The sequence below is a fragment of the Salinisphaera sp. PC39 genome (assembly GCF_040361335.1).
Taxonomy (GTDB): domain Bacteria; phylum Pseudomonadota; class Gammaproteobacteria; order Nevskiales; family Salinisphaeraceae; genus APNM01.
Window position 1 is genome coordinate 143,456 of sequence record NZ_APNM01000001.1, and the last position, 17,855, is coordinate 161,310.

General features: G+C 69.3%; 18 protein-coding genes and 1 tRNA gene. 10 read left to right on the forward strand and 9 right to left on the reverse strand.

Translation table 11 applies throughout. The features are described from left to right. The first annotated feature begins 6 nt into the window (after positions 1-6). The 5 genes from PC39_RS00665 (at position 7) to PC39_RS00685 (ending at position 3,820) form a co-directional block, all read left to right on the forward strand. Positions 7-966 carry an acetaldehyde dehydrogenase (acetylating) gene (locus tag PC39_RS00665; protein ID WP_353251428.1) on the forward strand — a complete coding sequence of 320 codons (960 nt, stop codon included), beginning with the start codon at positions 7-9 and terminating at the stop codon, positions 964-966. A gap of 15 nt (positions 967-981) precedes the next feature. Next, entirely contained in the window at positions 982-2,025 is a 1,044-nt protein-coding gene (dmpG, locus tag PC39_RS00670) for a 4-hydroxy-2-oxovalerate aldolase (protein WP_353251429.1), read from the forward strand. Next, positions 2,022-2,813 carry a 2-oxo-3-hexenedioate decarboxylase gene (dmpH, locus tag PC39_RS00675; RefSeq protein WP_353251430.1) on the forward strand — a complete coding sequence of 264 codons (792 nt, stop codon included), beginning with the start codon at positions 2,022-2,024 and terminating at the stop codon, positions 2,811-2,813. The genes dmpG and dmpH overlap by 4 nt, the downstream gene beginning before the upstream one ends. A 49-nt stretch (positions 2,814-2,862) precedes the next feature. After that, positions 2,863-3,138, forward strand: coding sequence for a 2-hydroxymuconate tautomerase (gene thmT, locus PC39_RS00680; RefSeq protein ID WP_353251431.1), 276 nt, complete (start codon positions 2,863-2,865; stop codon positions 3,136-3,138). 88 nt (positions 3,139-3,226) lie between these two features. Further along, entirely contained in the window at positions 3,227-3,820 is a 594-nt protein-coding gene (locus PC39_RS00685; protein ID WP_353251432.1) for a 2-hydroxychromene-2-carboxylate isomerase, read from the forward strand. A gap of 303 nt (positions 3,821-4,123) precedes the next feature. Here the strand turns inward: PC39_RS00685 and PC39_RS00690 are convergent. From PC39_RS00690 to rpsU, 5 genes are all read right to left on the reverse strand, one after another. Continuing rightward, positions 4,124-4,200: transfer RNA gene (locus tag PC39_RS00690), tRNA-Ile, on the reverse strand. Between the two features lie 85 nt (positions 4,201-4,285). Beyond that, positions 4,286-6,136 carry an RNA polymerase sigma factor RpoD gene (gene rpoD / locus PC39_RS00695; protein WP_502950828.1) on the reverse strand — a complete coding sequence of 617 codons (1,851 nt, stop codon included), beginning with the start codon at positions 6,134-6,136 and terminating at the stop codon, positions 4,286-4,288. A 124-nt stretch (positions 6,137-6,260) separates the two neighbouring features. Next, complete coding sequence (gene dnaG / locus PC39_RS00700) at positions 6,261-8,009, reverse strand: DNA primase (RefSeq protein WP_353251434.1); 1,749 nt, start codon at positions 8,007-8,009, stop codon at positions 6,261-6,263. Positions 8,010-8,062: 53 nt separating this feature from the next. Beyond that, entirely contained in the window at positions 8,063-8,512 is a 450-nt protein-coding gene (locus PC39_RS00705; protein ID WP_353251435.1) for a GatB/YqeY domain-containing protein, read from the reverse strand. 52 nt (positions 8,513-8,564) lie between these two features. Then, positions 8,565-8,780, reverse strand: a complete 216-nt coding sequence (gene rpsU / locus PC39_RS00710; protein WP_353251436.1) for a 30S ribosomal protein S21 — start codon at positions 8,778-8,780, stop codon at positions 8,565-8,567. 113 nt (positions 8,781-8,893) lie between these two features. On the opposite strand from rpsU, the gene tsaD reads away from it, so the two are divergent. From tsaD to folK, 3 genes are all read left to right on the forward strand, one after another. Then, positions 8,894-9,946 (forward strand): tRNA (adenosine(37)-N6)-threonylcarbamoyltransferase complex transferase subunit TsaD, encoded by a 1,053-nt coding sequence (tsaD, locus tag PC39_RS00715; RefSeq protein ID WP_353251437.1) that lies wholly within the window; start codon positions 8,894-8,896, stop codon positions 9,944-9,946. A gap of 118 nt (positions 9,947-10,064) precedes the next feature. Further along, entirely contained in the window at positions 10,065-10,424 is a 360-nt protein-coding gene (gene folB / locus PC39_RS00720; protein WP_353251438.1) for a dihydroneopterin aldolase, read from the forward strand. Between the two features lie 38 nt (positions 10,425-10,462). After that, positions 10,463-10,966, forward strand: a complete 504-nt coding sequence (gene folK / locus PC39_RS00725) for a 2-amino-4-hydroxy-6-hydroxymethyldihydropteridine diphosphokinase (protein WP_353251439.1) — start codon at positions 10,463-10,465, stop codon at positions 10,964-10,966. 9 nt (positions 10,967-10,975) lie between these two features. Here folK and PC39_RS00730 read toward each other — a convergent pair whose 3' ends face one another. Next, the gene (locus PC39_RS00730) at positions 10,976-11,707 is read right to left on the reverse strand and encodes an SDR family oxidoreductase (RefSeq protein ID WP_353251440.1); all 732 of its coding nucleotides are present in this window, start codon (positions 11,705-11,707) and stop codon (positions 10,976-10,978) included. A gap of 119 nt (positions 11,708-11,826) precedes the next feature. On the opposite strand from PC39_RS00730, the gene PC39_RS00735 reads away from it, so the two are divergent. Next, positions 11,827-12,633, forward strand: a complete 807-nt coding sequence (locus PC39_RS00735) for an undecaprenyl-diphosphate phosphatase (RefSeq protein WP_353251441.1) — start codon at positions 11,827-11,829, stop codon at positions 12,631-12,633. An 89-nt stretch (positions 12,634-12,722) separates the two neighbouring features. Here the strand turns inward: PC39_RS00735 and PC39_RS00740 are convergent, their stop codons facing one another. The 3 genes from PC39_RS00740 to PC39_RS00750 form a co-directional block, all read right to left on the reverse strand. Beyond that, positions 12,723-13,946 carry a multifunctional CCA addition/repair protein gene (locus tag PC39_RS00740; RefSeq protein WP_353251442.1) on the reverse strand — a complete coding sequence of 408 codons (1,224 nt, stop codon included), beginning with the start codon at positions 13,944-13,946 and terminating at the stop codon, positions 12,723-12,725. Continuing rightward, positions 13,943-14,884, reverse strand: coding sequence for a complex I NDUFA9 subunit family protein (locus PC39_RS00745; protein WP_353251443.1), 942 nt, complete (start codon positions 14,882-14,884; stop codon positions 13,943-13,945). Before PC39_RS00745 ends, PC39_RS00740 begins: the two co-directional genes overlap by 4 nt. A 103-nt stretch (positions 14,885-14,987) precedes the next feature. Continuing rightward, on the reverse strand, positions 14,988-16,928 hold the full coding sequence (locus tag PC39_RS00750; protein WP_353251444.1) for a transglycosylase SLT domain-containing protein: 1,941 nt from the start codon (positions 16,926-16,928) through the stop codon (positions 14,988-14,990). A gap of 122 nt (positions 16,929-17,050) precedes the next feature. Between PC39_RS00750 and PC39_RS00755 the strand changes: the two genes are divergently transcribed. Further along, positions 17,051-17,842 (forward strand): sulfite exporter TauE/SafE family protein, encoded by a 792-nt coding sequence (locus PC39_RS00755; RefSeq protein ID WP_353251445.1) that lies wholly within the window; start codon positions 17,051-17,053, stop codon positions 17,840-17,842. Positions 17,843-17,855 lie beyond the last annotated feature (13 nt).

Here is a 17,855-nt window from a genome sequence, read left to right on the forward strand (position 1 = left end):
ACGGAAATGACCATGAAAGCGGCGGTGATCGGATCCGGCAACATCGGCACGGACCTGATGATCAAGATCATGCGCAATGCCCGTCATCTGGAGATGGCGGTGATGGTGGGCATCGACCCTGAATCCGACGGCCTAGCCCGCGCCAAGCGCTTGGGTGTGGCCACCTGCGCCGAGGGTGTGGACGGGTTAATCGCGATGTCCGAGTTCGCCGACATCGACGTGGTCTTCGACGCCACCTCGGCAAAAGCGCACCTGCATAACGACCGGCGGCTGCGGGAGGTCAAGCCCGCCATACAGGTAATCGACCTCACCCCGGCGGCGACGGGCCCCTACTGCATTCCCGTGGTCAACCTGGACCAGATCTTGGTGGCCGAGGGCGTGAATAACGTCAACATGGTCACCTGTGGTGGTCAGGCTACGGTACCCATGGTGGCGGCCGTGGCGAGCGTGGCCGAGGTGCGCTACGCGGAGATCGTCGCCTCCATCTCCAGCCGGTCAGCGGGTCCGGGCACACGGGCGAACATCGATGAGTTCACGGAGACCACTGCCATGGCGCTGGAGCGCGTCGGCGGCGCGAAGCGAGGCAAGGCCATCATTATTCTCAACCCAGCCGAGCCACCGCTGCTCATGCGCGATACTGTGTATACGCTCTCGCCCTTGGATGCCGACGAGGCCCGGATCGAGTCGGCCGTCAATGCCATGGTCGAGCGGGTAGCGAACTACGTACCCGGCTATCGGCTCAAGCAACAGCTGCAGTTCGAGCGCTTCGACGATACCCGTCCCCTGAATGTGCCAGGTATCGGCAAGGTCGCCGGCCTCAAGACCACCATCTTCCTGGAGGTGGAGGGTGCCGCCCACTACCTGCCGGCCTACGCGGGTAACCTGGACATCATGACTTCGGCGGCCCTGGCCACGGCGGAGCGTTTCGCCGAGCGCGTCAGCGAGACCGCGGGTGCTACCGCCTGAGGGGGAGGGAATACCATGGACAAAAAACTCTACATCTCCGACGTGACCCTGCGGGACGGCTCCCACGCCATCCGCCACCAGTACAGCGTGGACAACGCCCGACGCATCGCCGCGGCGCTGGACAAGGCCAAGGTGAACTCCATCGAGGTGGCCCACGGCGACGGCCTTAAGGGCAGTTCCTTCAACTACGGCTTCGGTGCCCACACCGACCTGGAATGGATCGAGGCCGTGGCCGACACGGTGAGTCACGCCAAGGTCGCCACGCTGCTGCTGCCCGGCATCGGCACGGTGGAGGATCTGCGCGCCGCCTACAGTGCCGGTGCCCGCATCGTGCGTGTCGCTACCCATTGCACGGAGGCCGATGTCTCCAAACAGCACATCGAGTATGCCCGTGAACTGGGCATGGACACGGTCGGCTTCCTGATGATGAGCCACATGCTTGAGCCGGCCAGACTGGCTGAGCAGGCCAAGCTGATGGAAAGCTACGGTGCGACCTGCATCTACGTGGTCGACTCCGCCGGCGCCATGACCATGGACGACATCCGGGGCCGTTTTCGGGCCTTCCGCGACGTTCTGGAGCCGGAAACGGAGCTCGGCATCCATGCCCACCACAATCTCAGTCTGGGCGTGGCCAATTCCATCGCTGCGGTGGAGGAAGGCGCCAACCGGGTGGACGCCAGCCTGACCGGTATGGGCGCCGGCGCCGGCAACGCGCCGCTGGAGGTGTTCATCGCCGCCGCCGACCGAATGGGCTGGCAGCACGGCTGCGATCTTTACGCCCTCATGGACGCCGCCGACGACATTGTCCGGCCGCTGCAGGATCGCCCCGTTCGCGTGGACCGAGAAACCCTGGCGTTGGGCTACGCGGGCGTCTATTCCAGCTTCCTGCGCCACGCCGAGGCGGCCGCCGAGCGCTACGACCTCAAGGCTGTCGACATCCTGGTGGAGCTGGGGCGGCGGCGCATGGTCGGCGGCCAGGAGGACATGATCGTGGACGTGGCACTGGATATGCGCCGCGCCCGCGAAGAGGCCGGCGCGGCCGTGGGAGGTCAGGCATGAGCACGCTGAGCCATGAGCAGATCGAGTCCCTGTCGGAGCATCTGGAATCGGCCGAGCTCCAGGTCCGCGCGGTGCACAAGATAACCGACGACTACCCGGAGCTGGACTTCGAGGATGCTTATGCCATTCAGTGGGCCACGCGCCGCCGCAAGGAAGGCCGGGGCAACCGGATCATCGGCCTGAAGATGGGCCTGACCTCCCGGGCCAAGATGAGGCAGATGAGTGTAGAGGAACCCATCTATGGCTTCCTGGCGGACTACTTCCAGCAGGTCGAGGGCGGGGAGATCGATACCTCCAAGCTCATCCACCCGAAGGTGGAGGCGGAGATCGCCTTCGTCACAAAGGCCCCGCTGCGCGGCCCCGGTTGCCACGTGGGCCAGGTGTTGGCCGCCACGGACTTCGTGATCCCGGCGGTGGAGATCATCGACAGCCGCTACGAAAACTTCCGTTTCGACCTGCCCAGCGTCGTGGCCGATAACGCCTCCTCGTCCCGGTTCGTCACCGGCGGCGGCATACTGAGCCCGTGGGAAACGGACCTGCGCACGGTGGGCGTGGTGCTGGAGAAGAACGGCGACCCGGTCGAGGTGGGCGCCGGCGCGGCGGTGATCAACCACCCGGCCTCCAGCGTGGCCCTGCTTGCCAACATGCTGGCGCAGCGCGACGAGGAGATTCCGGCGGGCAGCCTGATCCTCTCCGGCGGCATCACCGCTGCGGTTGCCGTGGAAGCCGGCGATAACGTCACCATGCGCGCCCAAGGCATGGGTTCGGTATCCATGCGTTTCGTTTGAACGGCCGGAAAACGTTCACCACGGGTGAGTGCGAATCAATCGAGGAATCGTGGCATGCGTCACTCCGTCGGCTTCGCGGTCGGACGGTAACGGCGGCCCATGCCGCGATTCCGGAGCGAGACGAGGAGGAATCATGCCCATCGCGCATATCAACATCATGGAAGGTCGGGACGACGAGAAGAAGGAGAAGCTCATCAGTGCAGTCACCGACGCGATCTGCGACAGCCTGGGCTCTCCCCGGGAAAGCGTCAGGGTGCTCATCCACGAGGTGCCCAAGAGCCAGTGGGGGATCGGCGGCGAGACCGCGATGAAGCTAGGGCGCTGAGGGAATCCGTCAATTCGGTACGGATTAGGCAATGCCGTTTCCCGAATCAACGAAGCAGCCAATGAACGCCTTTAAAGCCGGAGCAGTCATGACTGAGCGGGTCGGGGTGACCGTCTTTTTCAACTTCCGCAGCCCCTACTGCTACCTGGCGTCGAAGACCATGTTCTCCCTTTTCGACGATTTTCACGCCGAACTGGTGTGGCGGCCGCTGGGCGGTTGGGCCGGACGCTCGCCACCGGATCGGGCCCGGAAGAAGCGGTCGATCGCCAGACAGGATGTGGCGCGCTTCGCCCGGCGCATGGGGATTCCGCTGAATCCGCCGCCCGCGGACACCGATCCGACCCCCGCCGGCGCGGCTTCGTTGCTGGCTCAGTCTCGCGGCGTACTCCGACCCTATGTCGAAGAGGTGATGCGGGCGGAGTGGACTGAGGGGCGGGACATTGGTGACCTGGAAGTGCTTGCCGCCGTAGCAGGGCGAATCGGTCTGGATCGGGCAGCGCTGCTTGATGCCGCCCGTAGCCCTCAGCGCCAGGCACAGCTTGATCGTAACTGGGAGGCAGCCGAACGATGGGGCGTCTTCGGCGTGCCGACTTTCGTTATCGGGGACGAGATATTCTGGGGCCAGGATCGCCTCGATTTCGTTCGCGAACATCTCCGAGAACTGCGCTTGGCTCGTCTTTGAGGTCGACATGAGCTCTCTTGCGGTAGGCCCGAAGCGGCGACAGCCGTGCCAAGGCAATAATCTGTTGGTTCGCGCCGGCGGTAACGACGTTGATGGCTGTGATTGACGAGGCGGGTGTTGGTGGGGCCCCGGGGACTTGACCGATTCGCCGGGAGCGAATCGGCGCGAGCGTGAGCGAGTCCGCCAGGACGCGGCCCAGGGATGGGCCGAGCAACCCCGAACCGACAACCGTCACAGTGGAATAATCTGTTGGTTCGCGCCGGCGGTAACGACGTTGATGGCTGTGATTGACGAGGCGGGTGTTGGTGGGCCCCCGGGGACTTGAACCCCGAACCAACAGATTATGAGTCTGCTGCTCTGACCAGTTGAGCTAGAGGCCCTGGAGGAGGGTGCAGGTTACAGATTACAGGTTACAGGGGAAGAGCGTGTCGCCCCGTGCCCTGTAACCTGTGCCCCGTAACCCGGCTATTCGTCCAGGAAGCTCTTGAGGAAGGTCGCCCGGGACGGGTGGCGCAGCTTGCGCAGGGCCTTGGCCTCGATCTGGCGAATGCGCTCGCGGGTGACGTCGAACTGCTTGCCGACCTCCTCCAGGGTGTGGTCGGTGTTCATGTCGATGCCGAAGCGCATGCGCAGGACCTTGGCCTCGCGCGGGGTGAGGCTGGCCAGGGTGTTGTGGGTGGCCTCGCGCAGCGACTCGCCGGCCGCGGAGTCGTCCGGGGCGATGGCGTTGATGTCCTCGATGAAGTCGCCCAGGTGCGAATCCTCGTCGTCACCGATGGGCGTCTCCATGGAGATCGGCTCCTTGGCGATCTTGAGGACCTTGCGGACTTTCTCCTCGGGCATCTCCATGCGCTCGGCCAGCTCGTCCGGGGTCGGTTCGCGGCCCATCTCCTGCAGCATCTGGCGGGAGATGCGGTTGAGCTTGTTGATCGTCTCGATCATGTGCACCGGGATGCGGATGGTCCGCGCCTGGTCGGCGATCGAGCGGGTGATCGCCTGCCGGATCCACCAGGTGGCGTAGGTCGAGAACTTGTAGCCGCGGCGGTATTCGAACTTGTCCACGGCCTTCATCAGGCCGATGTTGCCCTCCTGGATCAGGTCCAGGAACTGCAGGCCGCGGTTGGTGTACTTCTTGGCGATGGAGATCACCAGGCGCAGGTTGGCCTCGACCATCTCCTTCTTGGCGCGGCGGGCCTTGGCCTCGCCGATGGACATGCGCCGGTTGATCTCCTTGATGTTGTTGACGTTGAGCTCGGCTTCCTCCTCGAGCTGCCCGATGCGATGCTGCAGGCGCACGAGGTCGGGCTTGCGGGCCGCGATCTTCGAGGAATAGCGGCGCTTGGCGCGGATCAGCTTGTCCAGCCAGGACTCGTCGGTCAGGTGTTCGGGGAGCTGCTTGACGAAGTCGCGCCGCGGCATGCCGGCCTCGCGCACGATGATCGCCATCATCTCGCGCTCCACGCCGCGGATCTCGACCATGGTCCGGCGCAGTTGCTGGGTCAGGTCTTCCTGGACCTTGGGCGTGAGCTTGAAGCGCATGAAGTGCGTGGCCAGCTTGCCCAGCGCCAGCTCGGTGCGGTCGTCCTCGCGGCCGTGCTGCTGCAGCGCCTTCACCGCGCTGCGGTGCAGGGACTTCAGCTTCTTGAACTGGGCCGCGGCCTCCTCGGGATCGGGGCCGGTGTCCTCGGGGCCGCCGGCATCGTCTTCGTCGTCCTCCTCGTCGGAGTCGGCCTCGGCGCTTTCCTGCTGGGCGGCGGCGGGCTCGCCGATCTCGTCCGGGCTGGCGACGGGATCGCCGGTGTCGGGGTCGACGAAGGCGACGAGCACGTCGCTCAGGCGGGTGTCGCCGGCGGCGATGGCATCGGCGTATTCGATCAGGCGGCCGGTGGTGGCGGGGAAGTAGGCCAGTGCGAACATCATCTCGGACAGGCCTTCCTCGATCCGCTTGGCGATGCGGATCTCGCCCTGCCGGTCGAGCAGTTCCACCGAGCCCATCTCGCGCATGTACATGCGCACGGGGTCGGTGGTGCGGCCGAACTGCGGGTCGAGCGCGGCCAGCGTCGCCGCGGCCTCCTCGGCGTCGTCGTCGTCCTCGTCGGTGACGGTGTTCTCGGACAGCAACAGGGCATCCTCGTCCGGCGCCTCTTCGTGCACCGCGATGCCCATGTCGTTGATCATGTTGATGATATCCTCGATCTGCTCGGGATCGACGATATCGTCGGGCAAGGTGTCGTTGACCTCGGCGTACGTGAGGTACCCCTTTTCCTTGCCGTGCGCGATCAGTAGTTTAAGCTGGGATTGCTTTTCCGTGCTCATGCTCGCCTGCCGTGTCATGCTGCCCCGATGTCTGCGCCCGTCGCATCACAGCGACGCGGCTGTAACGCATGAAAACGCACCAGTATAGCGCCGCGGCCGTTTCCATGTCATCCGAACACGCCCCTCAGGGGCGGGCCGCGCGCAGCTCCCGGAGCAGGTTCTGGAGCTCCGCGGCCTCGTCCGCCGACAGCGGCTGCCGCTCCTGTCTTGCCAGCAGCGCCTCGTAGCGGGCCCGCGCGCTGTCGGCGCGCGCGCGGCCGGTGATCCGGTCGATACAGCCGGCGAATTCGCGTGCCAGCCGCTCGTCGTCGCCGGTGATCGACTGGGCGGCCAATTTCTGTAGTGCCGCGTGTTCGTCGCGGTCGCGCAGCCTTTCGAGGAAGGCCGCAGCGGGTAATCTGGGGTTGTTGCGGAAAAAATCAATCGCATCGGCCAGAAGACCCGTGCCGGCTACCTCCGATTGCCGTAATGCCTCATACCCGTCGATGTTATCGGCCAACCGGGGCCGATCCATGAGTATCTGTAGCGCGCGGCGCACCGGATTCATGCGCAGTTCGCCGCGTGCCGTCGGCGCGGCGGCCGGCGGCGCCGGCCCGGACGCCGATCCGCCCTCGCGGTAGAGCCGCTCCAGGTCGTTCGCCGGCAGGCCGCTGCGCTCGGCGATCTCGCGGATGAGCTGCGCCTTGAAGGCCTCCGGCGGCAGCTTGCCGATATACGGGCGGGCGGCCTCGATCAGTTGCGAGCGGCCGTCCGCGTTGTGCAGGTCCAGGCCCTCGGCGAGGCCGTCCAGCAGCACCCGCGAGGCGGGCCGCGCCTCGTCGATCAGCGCGCGGAAGCCCTCCGGCCCGGCCGGGCCGCGCACCAGGCTGTCCGGGTCCTCGCCCTCGGGCAGGAACAGGAACCGGATGCGCCGGGTGCCGCGCAGCACCGGCAGCGCCTGCTCCAGGGCCCGCCAGGCGGCGCGCCGGCCGGCGGCGTCGCCGTCGAAGCAGAACACCACCTCGCCGGTGACCCGGAACAGGGCCTGCAAGTGCTCGGGCGTGGTCGCGGTGCCCAGCGTGGCCACGGCGTTCGGGAAGCCGTGCTGGGCCAGCGCGATCACGTCCATGTAGCCTTCCACCACCAGCATGCGCGGGATCTCGCGCAACAACTGGCGGGCTTCGTACAGCCCGTAGACGTGCCGCCCCTTGTGGAACAGCGGCGTCTCGGGCGAGTTCAGGTATTTCGCCTTGTCGTCGCCGAGGGTGCGTCCGCCGAAGCCGATGGTGCGGCCGCGGCCGTCCCGGATCGGGAACATCACCCGGTTGCGGAAGCGGTCGTAGCTGCGGCCGTCGCGCTCGATCAGCAGCCCCGCCTCGATCGCCGCCCGCCGGTCCACGCGGGCGCCCAGGTTGTCCCAGCCGGGCGGGGCGAAGCCCAACCCGTAGGTCTTGGCGATCTCGCCGCTGATGCCGCGCCCCTTGAGGTAATCGACGGCTTCCCGGCTGCGGCGCAGCCACTGGCGGTAGTGGCGGTCGGCGGTCGCCAGCGCGTCGAACAGCGGCTTCTGCCGGTCCGGGTCCGGGCCGGCGCGCGCGTCCTCCGGGATTTCCATGCCGGCCTGGCTCGCGAGCACTTCGACCGTCTCCCGGAACTCCAGGCGGTCGTATTCCATCAGGAAACTGATGGCGGTGCCGTGGGCGCCGCAGCCGAAGCAGTGATAGAACTGCTTGGCCGGCGACACCGTGAACGACGGCGATTTCTCGTCGTGAAACGGGCACAGGGCCTGGAATTCCCGCCCCGCCTTGCGCAGCGGCAGCCGCGCCTCGATCAGCGCGACGATGTCGGTGCGCGACAGCAGTTCGTCGAGAAAGGCTTGCGGGATGCGGGCCATTCCCAAAAGGTTACAGGGAACGGGTTACAGGGGACAGAGAAGGCGAGCGGCAGCTATTGGGGGCCCAACTTGGCTTTGACTCGCGCGCTCACCGTGCCCATGTCGGCGCGGCCCTGGATCTTGGGCTTCAGCATCCCCATGACCTTGCCCATGTCCTGCATCGAGGCGGCGCCGGTCTCGGCGATCGCCTCGTCGATCAGGGCCCCGAGCGCGGCCTCGTCCAGGGGCTCGGGCAGGTAGCTCTCCAGCACCACGATCTCGGCGCTCTCGGCGTCGGCCAGGTCGGCGCGACCGGCCTCGCGGTACTGCGATTCGGCGTCGCGGCGCTGCTTGACCATCTTGCCGATCACCGCCAGGACACCGTCGTCGCCGAACTCGGTCTGGTCGTCGAGTTCCTTGCGCTGGATTTCGGCCAGCAGCATGCGCAGGACCGCGAGGCGCTCGCGGTCCTTGGCGCGCAGTGCCGACTTCATGTCGTCGGCTAACTGCTCCTTGAGGGTCATGTCAGGTTGCGGTGCGCGGTCGCCGCCGCCGTCGCGGGCGGGGCGAGCCGGCTCAGTACTGGCGGGTGAAGCGCTGCTGCTCGCGCTGCAGGCGCTTGAGGTGGCGCTTGACCGCGGCCGCGCGCTTGCGCTTGCGCGCCTGGCAGGGCTTCTCGAAATGCTCGCGGCGGCGGACCTCGGTCAGCACGCCCGCCTTCTCGCAGCTACGCTTGAAGCGGCGCAGGGCCACCTCGAACGGCTCGTTTTCCTTGACTCGTACGCTCGGCATTAAACGATCACTCTCCGGGATGAGTGCCGAAGCGGCACGGACGCCGCTCCTTTAAAATGGGCGCGTAGTTTAATCCCGGCCCCGGTCGGTTGCAAAGGGCGGATTGGAGCGACGTGCGCATCCTGGGTATCGAGACATCCTGCGACGAGACCGGCGTGGCCGTGTACGACACCGAGCGCGGCCTGCTGGCGCATGCGCTGCACAGCCAGGTGGCGCTGCACGCGGACTACGGCGGCGTGGTGCCGGAGCTGGCTTCGCGGGACCATGTCCGCAAGCTGCTGCCGTTGATCGATTCGGTGCGGGCGGAGGCCGGCGGCGGGGTCCCGGACGGCGTCGCCTACACCGCCGGGCCGGGCCTGGTCGGGGCCCTGCTGGTGGGGGCGTCCGCGGCGGCGGGTCTGGGTCTGGCCTGGGACGTGCCCGTGATCGGTGTGCATCACATGGAAGGGCACCTTCTGTCGCCCATGCTCGAGGACGATCCGCCGGCCTTCCCGTTCGTGGCACTGCTGGTCTCTGGCGGTCACACCCTGCTGGTGGAGGTCGCCGGTGTCGGCCGCTACCGCATCCTGGGCAGCAGCGTCGACGACGCCGTGGGCGAGGCCTTCGACAAGACGGCCAAGCTGCTGGGCCTGGGCTATCCCGGCGGTCCCGCCCTGGCGGCCCTGGCCGAGTCGGGCGATCCCGGACGCTTCGCCTTTCCGCGGCCGATGACCGATCGGCCGGGGCTGGACTTTTCCTTCTCCGGCCTCAAGACGGCGGTGTTGCTGGCCGCGCGCGACGCGGGCGAGACCGCGTACGCGGATGTCGCCCGCGGTTTCGAGGAAGCGGTGGTCGACACCCTGGCGATCAAGTGCGCGCGCGCCCTGGACGCCACCGGCGCCGGGCGCCTGGTCGTGGCCGGCGGCGTCGGTGCCAATCGCCGTCTGCGGGCGCGTCTGCGGGCCCTGGCGGACGAGCGCGGCGCCGGCCTGCACTTCCCCCGGCCGGCATTCTGCACCGACAATGGCGCCATGATCGCCTACGCGGGCTCGCTGCGCCTGGGGGAGGGCACGCCTCCGCCGGCGCCGGCCCGGGCACGCGCCCGCTGGCCGCTCGACGAGCTATGCCCGCCAATGAACCACAGAGGCACAGAGGCACAGGGATACGGGAATGGGTCGGATCGATAGCGCAAGATACGACATATCGCTTTTGTCGGTATCTTCGCTTTTGGAATGCCTTTCAACCTCTGTGCCCCTGTGTCTCTGTGGTTCATTCTTCCTGACGGCCTGACCTTCCAGGGATAACGTGGACACGATTTTCATACAGGACCTGCGGGTCGATACCGTCATCGGCATCTACGAGTGGGAGCGGCGCATCCGGCAGACTGTGCGCTTCGACCTGGACATGGCCTTCGACATCCGTGCCGCCGCCGCCGAGGACGATGTCGCCCGCACCCTCGACTACAAGGCGGTGGCCAAGCGCGTGATCGCCTTCGTCGAAGCGGCCGAGTTCCGGCTCGTCGAGACGCTGGCGGAGCGGGTGGCGTGGTTGATCCTGGACGAGTTCGATGTCCGTCGGGTCACGGTCACGCTGGACAAACACTATGCCCTGCGCGGCGCCGGCGGCGTGGGCGTGCGCATCACCCGCGAGGCCGGCCCGGCCTGAATCGCCCCGGCCCTTCGTCCGCACGAGTGACACCAGACATGAGACACGAAACCGGCCGGGTCGCCGCCTACGTCGGCATCGGCAGCAACATCGAACCGCGGCGCCACATCCCGCATGCGGTGCGCCTGCTGCGCGAGCGCTTCGGCGACCTGCGGGTCTCGCCGGTGTACGAGTGCCCGGCGGTCGGCTTCGAGGGGGCCGATTTCCTGAATCTCGTGGTCGGTTTCGACACCGGCGCCGACATCCCCGCGCTGTTGCAGGCGCTGCGCTGCATCGAGTCGCACTGCGGCCGCGTGCGCGGCGAGCGCACCGCCTCCCGGACCATGGACCTGGACCTGCTGCTGTATGGCGACCGGGTCACCGACGGCCCCGACGCCCGCCTGCCGCGTGACGATATCCTGCGCTATGCCTTCGTGCTCCGTCCGCTGGCCGAGATCGCGCCGGACGCCCGCCATCCGACGGACGGGCGCAGCTACGCCGAGCTGTGGGCGGCGTTCGGAACCGAGGGACAGCCGCTGCGCCGTGTGGCGCTGGATCTGTAGGGCGCGGACTCAGCGCCCGAGTCGTCTGCCGCCGTCCACCGGGATCACCGCGCCGGTCAGGTAATCGTTGTCGAGGATGCCGCGCAGGGCGCGGTAGATGGCTTCGGGGCCGCCGGTGCGGCCGAGCGGGGTGCCGGCCAGGATGGTGTCGCGGTCGTCCTCGCTGTGCCATTCGGTGAAGTCGATCGGGCCGGGCTGGATCACGTTCGCCTTGACGGCCGGCGCCAGCCGCTTGGCCGTCGACAGGGCGAGGTTCTGGAGGCCGGCCTTGGTGGCGCAGTAGACGTCGAAGTCGGGCGCCGGGTTGTCGGCGTAGATGTCGGTGATGTAGACGATGTCCGCCGGGCGTTGCGCGGTACCCGTCAGGCGCGGGCCGAGCAGGCGGTCCAGCAGCCAGGGCGCGAGCATGTGTACCGCCCAGTAGCGCTCGAAATCGGCCGTGGCGTCGTCGGTGTCGTCCGGCGTGCGCGCGAACGCCGAGGCGTTGTGCACGATGCCGCCCAGGCGCGGCGCGGCCGCCGCGACCGCGGCCGCCACGGCGTGGATGCCGGCGGCCGAGTCGAGGTCCCCCTGCACGGTGGCGGCGCCGGCCGCGGTCAGCGCGTCCACGTCCGCGGTCGGCGTGCGGTAATGCACGATCACGGGACGGCCGTCCGCCATCAGGCGCCGGGCCAGGTGGGCGCCGACATTGCGGCCGGCGCCGGTGATCAGGATCGGGGCGGGGGTTTCGGGGTCGGGCATGGGTCGGTCCATCCGGGCGGGATGCGGTAACGGATCGTTTATGACTTATCCGATATAGTGAGGCGCTTGCCGGCGCCGGTCCGCGCCGGTGCCGCAACGGCTGAAAGGAACGCCGCTCGATGGAATGGTATCAGCTTGTCGTGCTCGCCCTGGTCCAGGGCATCACCGAGTTCCTGCCGATCTCCAGCTCCGCGCACCTGATCCTGGTGCCCTACGTGTTCGGCTGGTCGGACCAGGGGTTGGCCTTCGACCTGGCGACCCATCTCGGCAGTCTGGTGGCCGTGATCGCCTATTTCCGGCGGGACCTGGGCGATATGGCCGCCGCCTGGAGCCGTTCCGTCACCGGACGCGAGGGCGGGCCCGAGGCGCACATGGCCTGGGGCCTGATCCTGGCGACCCTGCCGGCGATCGCCCTCGGCTGCCTCCTGGGCGTGACCGGCGAGGCGGGGCTGCGCCTCCCCTGGGTGATCGCGGCCGCCAGCATCGGTTTCGGACTGCTGCTGGGCTGGGTCGACGTCCGCGCGCCGCACCGGCACGAGCCGGAGGTGCTGCGCCTGCGCGGCTACCTGGCCATCGGCCTGGCCCAGGCGCTGGCACTGATACCGGGGTCGTCGCGTTCGGGCATGACCATCATGGCCGGCCGCTGGCTCGGCCTGACGCGACCGGCGGCGGCCCGCGTGTCCTTCTTCCTGGCGATCCCCGTGACCGCGGCGGCGATCGCGTACGAGGCCGTCAGCCTGATCCTGCAGCCCGAGGCCGCGCCTTGGGCCGGGCTCGCGGTGGCCGCCGTGCTTTCCGCCGTGTCGGCGGCCCTGGCGATCCACTATTTCCTGCGCATGCTCCAGTACATGGGGCTGATGCCCTTCGTGGTGTATCGGGTGGTGCTGGGGGTCGTGCTGTTGGCGGTGTTCGGGTTTGAAGCTTGAGCCTCTGCCGCGAATCCTGCATGGCAGGTTACGGGTTACAGATTACAGGTTACAGCGTTGCCGTCTCGGGGGGTTGGGCAAAGGCCCTGTCACCTGTCACCTGCAACCTGCCGAATGGCTGCTATCCGCCGCTTGCGCAGTTCCTCGGCGATCGCGGGGCCGGTGAGACCGCTCTCGGCGATCTCGCGGGCACTGACCGCGCGGGCGAGGTCCAGTGCCCGGCGCAGGTGAGCCGCCTGCGGGTAATCGCGATCCTCGAATCCCTCGCGGCCGCGGGCGTCGGCCTCGCAGGCCAGCAGCAAATCCTCGAAGCGTTCCGGGCGGCGGAAGGCGTCGGCGGCTTCGAGCAGGTCGAGCACGGTGGCCGGGCGTAGCTCTAGCGCGCGGTGGACATGCAGGTGCCAGCGGGTGGCCAGCAGCGCCAGGTCGCGGTGGGCGCGCGGCACGCCGAGCCGCTCGCAGCAGGCCCGCACCGGCGCAACGCCGGCGGCCTCGTGGCCGTGGTGGGCCGGCCAGCGGTCGCGGGGTGTCAGGGCCTTGCCGAAGTCGTGGCACAGGACCGCGAAGCGCACGGCGGTCGAGGTCTCCATGCGGGCGGCCTGGGCCAGCGCCAACAGGGTGTGCCGCCCGCTGTCGATCTCGGGATGATGGGTCTCGGGTTGGGGCACGCCGAACAGCGCATCCAGCTCGGGGAACAGCCGGGCGAGGGCGCCGACCTCCCGCAACAGTTCGAAGAAGCGCTGCGGTCCGGGCAGGGCCAGGCTGCGCTCGGTCTCGGACCAGACCCGCTCGGGCACCAGGTGGTCGACCTCGCCGTCAGCGACCATGCGCGCCAGCAGGGCCTTGGTCTCGTCGGCCACGCGGAAACCGAGCGGCGCGAAACGCGCATAGAAGCGGGCCACGCGCAGCAGCCGCACGGGGTCTTCCACGAAGGCGTCGGAGACATGCCGGAGCAGGCGGGCCTCCAGATCGCGGCGGCCACCGAACGGATCGACCAGCCGGCCGTCGTCGTCACGGGCGATGGCGTTGACGGTCAGGTCCCGGCGTTCGAGGTCGTCCTCAAGGGTCACGTCGGTGCCGGTGTGGAACACGAAGCCGTGGTAGCCGCGCCCGGATTTACGCTCGGTGCGGGCCAGGGCGTGTTCCTCGCCGGTCTCGGGATGGAGGAACACCGGGAAATCCCGTCCCACCGGCCGGTAGCCGGCGGCCTCCATGTCCGCGGGCGTGGCGCCCACCACCACCCAATCGCGTTCGCGCACGGGCAGCCCGAGCAATTCATCCCGTACCGCCCCGCCCACCAGGTAGGTCTTCATCGGGCGGTCCGGCAGGGCAGGTAACGCGGCAGGGTGTCGCGCATCGCGACCGGCGCGATGTCCAGGTCCGCCGGACCGGGTTCCTGCCCGTCGGGGATGCTGTCGGTCTGCAGGGTCATGTAGTTGTCGCGCGAGAACGGCTTGCCGGGCATGGTGCCCAGCAGGCCGGCCTCCAGGCGCGAGAGAGGATCCGGCAGGCGCCAGATGCGCGCCCGCCGGCCGAGAGCGGCGGCCACCGCGCGTGCGCACTCTTCCAGGGTAAGGATGTCCGGGCCGTAGAGCTGGTAGCGGCGGCGATGGGTCTCGGGGTCGTCCAGGCTGCGCGCGAACGCTTCCGCGACGTCGGCCACGTACACCGGCGCCAGGCGGGTGCCGGCGCAGGGCAGGGGCAGGAAGCCGCCGGCGCGCCGCAGGAGGCGCTCGATGCGGCAGGTGAAGCGGTCGCCCGGCCCGAAGATCGCGGACGGCTTGAACAGGGTCCAGGGGATGCGGCCGCCGAGCTCGACCTGGAGGGCGTTGGCGCCCTCGCCCTTGGAGCGCAGGCAGCGGCTGGGCGAACTGCCGGCCTGGGCGCCGAGCACGCCCATGTGCAGTACCCGTTCGACCCGCAGCTCGCGGCAGACCCGCCCGAGCGTGCGCGGCAACTCCGAATTCACTGCCTGGAACTCGCGGCCGCCGTGGCCGTGTTCGTTGAAGATGCCGACCAGGTTGATGACCACGTCGCAGCCGTCCAGCGTGCGGGTCAGGAACTCGCGGTCGTGGACGTCGCCGCGCTGTAGCCGGAGGTTGTCGCGTTCCAGATCGCGATGGCGCGTCGGGTCGCGGCTGGGCACGACCAGCTCGTGGCCGTCGGCGATCAGGCGCGCGCACAGCACCCGCCCGACGAAGCCGGTCCCGCCGAGAACGCCGATGCGGTGTCGGGTTGGCGCGTCGCTCATGCGTTGCCGTTCCTGGTGCCTGTCTGCGCCGGGCTATCGTCGGGGGCCGGGCCGGCCCGGTCAAGCGGCGCCTGCCGCGGTGCCCGATCGCCGGCCGGCGCGGTCAGCAGGTATCGGCCCGCGGACGGCAGTCCGCCGACAGTTCGGCGGGCACCGGCGGCAGGCGCTCGGACAGGCGCGACACGCCGCCGCCCAGACGGGCCTCGAACACGGTCATGTGCGACATCGCCCGCTGCACGTACTCGCGGGTCTCGGTATAGGGGATGTTGGCGATCCAGAGATCGGCCGGCAGGGTGCGCTCGGGTAGCCAATCCGATACCCGGCCGGGTCCGGCGTTGTAGGCGGCACTGGCCAGGGCCGGATGGCCGCCGAAGCGTTCCCGCATGCGCTCGAGGTAGCGGCTGCCGAGCTCGATGCTGGTTGCCGGCTCCAGCAGGTCCTCGGCGGTCGGCGCCGGCCGGTCGAGGGCGACCCGCCGTGCGGTCGGCGGCATGATCTGCATCAGCCCCAGGGCCCCGGCGGATGAGCGCGCGTCCGGTGCGAACAGGCTCTCGGTGCGGATGATCGCCAGGATATAGGCGGCTTCCACGCCGGTCTCGCGGGCGGCCGCCTCCACCGCCTCGCGGTGGACCAGGGGATAGCGGATATCGAGATCGTCCCAGTAATCGGCCCGCACCAGGGTGACCACGGCACGTTGGTGCCAGCCCCAGTCGTGCGCCAGCAGTGCGGCCTGGCGCAACTCGGCGGCGGACAGGTCCGGCAGCACGGCATCCCATTCCCGCCGGGCGCGGTGGCGCATGTCCAGCGCGAACAGCTCGTGTGCCCGCTGGATGCCGGGGCGCTTCAGCAGGGCGTGGCGCAGCGCCGGATCGCGTTCCAGGGGGTTGCGGTTGAAGCTGTAGTCCCGGTCCAGGGCATCGGCGGCGAGATAGCCGTGGTAGGAGCGCTCGCCGGCGAGCGCGGCGAAGCCTTGCGCGGCCTCCGCCTCGCGCCCCAGGGCGTCGAGGGCGCGCGCCCGCCAGTAGCGCCATTCCTCCTCCGCCCGCTCGTCCGGCGGCAGGGCCTCGATCCAGTCGAGGGCGAGCTGCCAGCGGCCGTGGTAGAGGGCGCTGCGGATACGCCAGCCGCGGGCGAAGGTGTCCAGGTGCTCGGGCGCGAGCCGCTCGAACCAGGCCAGGGCGCGCTCGTCGTGATCCTGGGCGTGGAGCAGGGCGATGTAGCGCTGCATCTCGTGGCGCGCCTCGGGCGGCAGGTCCAGGCGCCGGGCCAGCTCGGGCTCCAGGGCGGCCGCGGCCTCGAGGTCGCGCAGGGCGAGGCGTTTGAAGGCGGCCACGGCGACATCCGGCGGCAGGTCGGTGGCGTGATGCAGGTCGCCGGGGTTGCGCACCAGGTGCAGCCAACCCGCCATGCGGTCCGCGGCGTCGCCGGAGAGTTTTCGTCCCAGGTACCCCGCGAGCCCGGAGTTGCCGGCCTCCAGGGCCAGTTCGGCCCGTCGCATGATCTCGGCGTTGTCGAGCGCACCGCGTTCGTCGAGCCATTCGAAGACCCGATCGCAGGTGTCCGGCTGGCTGTGGCCGGCCCGCCAGAAGTCCAGCGCCTGCTCCGTCAGCGTCGCGGGCGGGGCCGCTCGGGTGCGGATACGTGCCTGCATCGCCAGGCACTGGAGGGCCGTGCCGTCGCTGTCGGCGGTGTGGGCCAGGACCGCGTCCCAACGGCCGCGGTCGGCGAGGTCGCGGACCCAGCGCCGGCGCAGCGTCTGCGCCGGCGGCAGCGCGGGGTGGGCGTCGATGAATTCGCCGATCCGGGTATCCAGTTCGGTACCGCCGTCGCGGCGCAGGCGCCAGGTGAGATCGGCGGCCGTGAGATAGGGATACAGGGGATAGTCGGCCAGCTCGGCGAGCGCGTCCTCGCGTGCGGGCAGCTCGCCGCGCTCGGCGGCTTCCAGCAGGGTCCGGAAGTGCTCGCGGACGGCGTCCGGCGCCGCCGCGGCGGCCGTTGTCGCCACGCACAGGGTCAGGGCCAGGAGGACGTCACGAGCTCGCATAGTCATAATCCCGATTATATGCCGCGAAAGCCTCGCCGCGGCCGCTGCCGCGGCTTGCCCCCGGTCCCCCCGGAACGACGGCGCCCATGGCCCCGATCGCCGAATCAGGCTAGCATGCCGCGATGCTGATTTCCCTGTCGATCTTCCTGGTCACCGGTGCCGTGGCCGGTCTCCTCGCCGGTTTGCTCGGCATCGGCGGCGGCATGGTGATCGTGCCCGCGCTGGTGTTCACGCTGCCGGCCCTGGGCGTGGCGCCGGAGGTACTCACCCAGGTGGCGGTCGGTACCTCCCTGGCCTGCATCAGTGCGATCTCGATCTCCTCGGCGCGCGCGCATCACGTGCGTGGCGGCGTCATCTGGCGCGTGTTCGCGGCGATGGCGCCCGGCCTCGCCGTCGGGGCGCTGGCGGGCGCGGCCCTGGCGCACGTGATGCCGAGCCTGTGGCTGCAGCGCGTGGTGGGTGTCGCGGCGCTGCTGGTGGCGGTGAAATTGCTCGCGGACATCGCGCCGGCGCCGCACCGGGATCTGCCCGGCCGGCCCGCCCTCACGGCCGCGGGCGGGATCATCGGCACGCTGTCGTCGTTGATCGGCATCGGCGGCGGTTCGCTGACGGTGCCCTACCTGGTCTGGTGCAATGTGGCCATCACCCGCGCGGTCGGCACCTCGGCGGCCTGCGGCATGCCCATAGCCTGGGCCGGTGCCGTCGGCTTCGCGGTGGCCGGCTGGGGACTGGCGGGGACCGGTCCGGGGAGTCTCGGTTATCTCAATCTGCCCGCGACGGGCGGCATCGTGGCCGGCAGCCTGGTGTTCACGCCCCTGGGGGCGGCCCTGGCGCACCGCCTGCCGGCCCGGGCCCTCAAGCGCGTGTTCGCGCTGCTGCTGGTGGTCGTGGGTGTGCGCATGCTCTGGGGTTGAGGACGGAACGGAT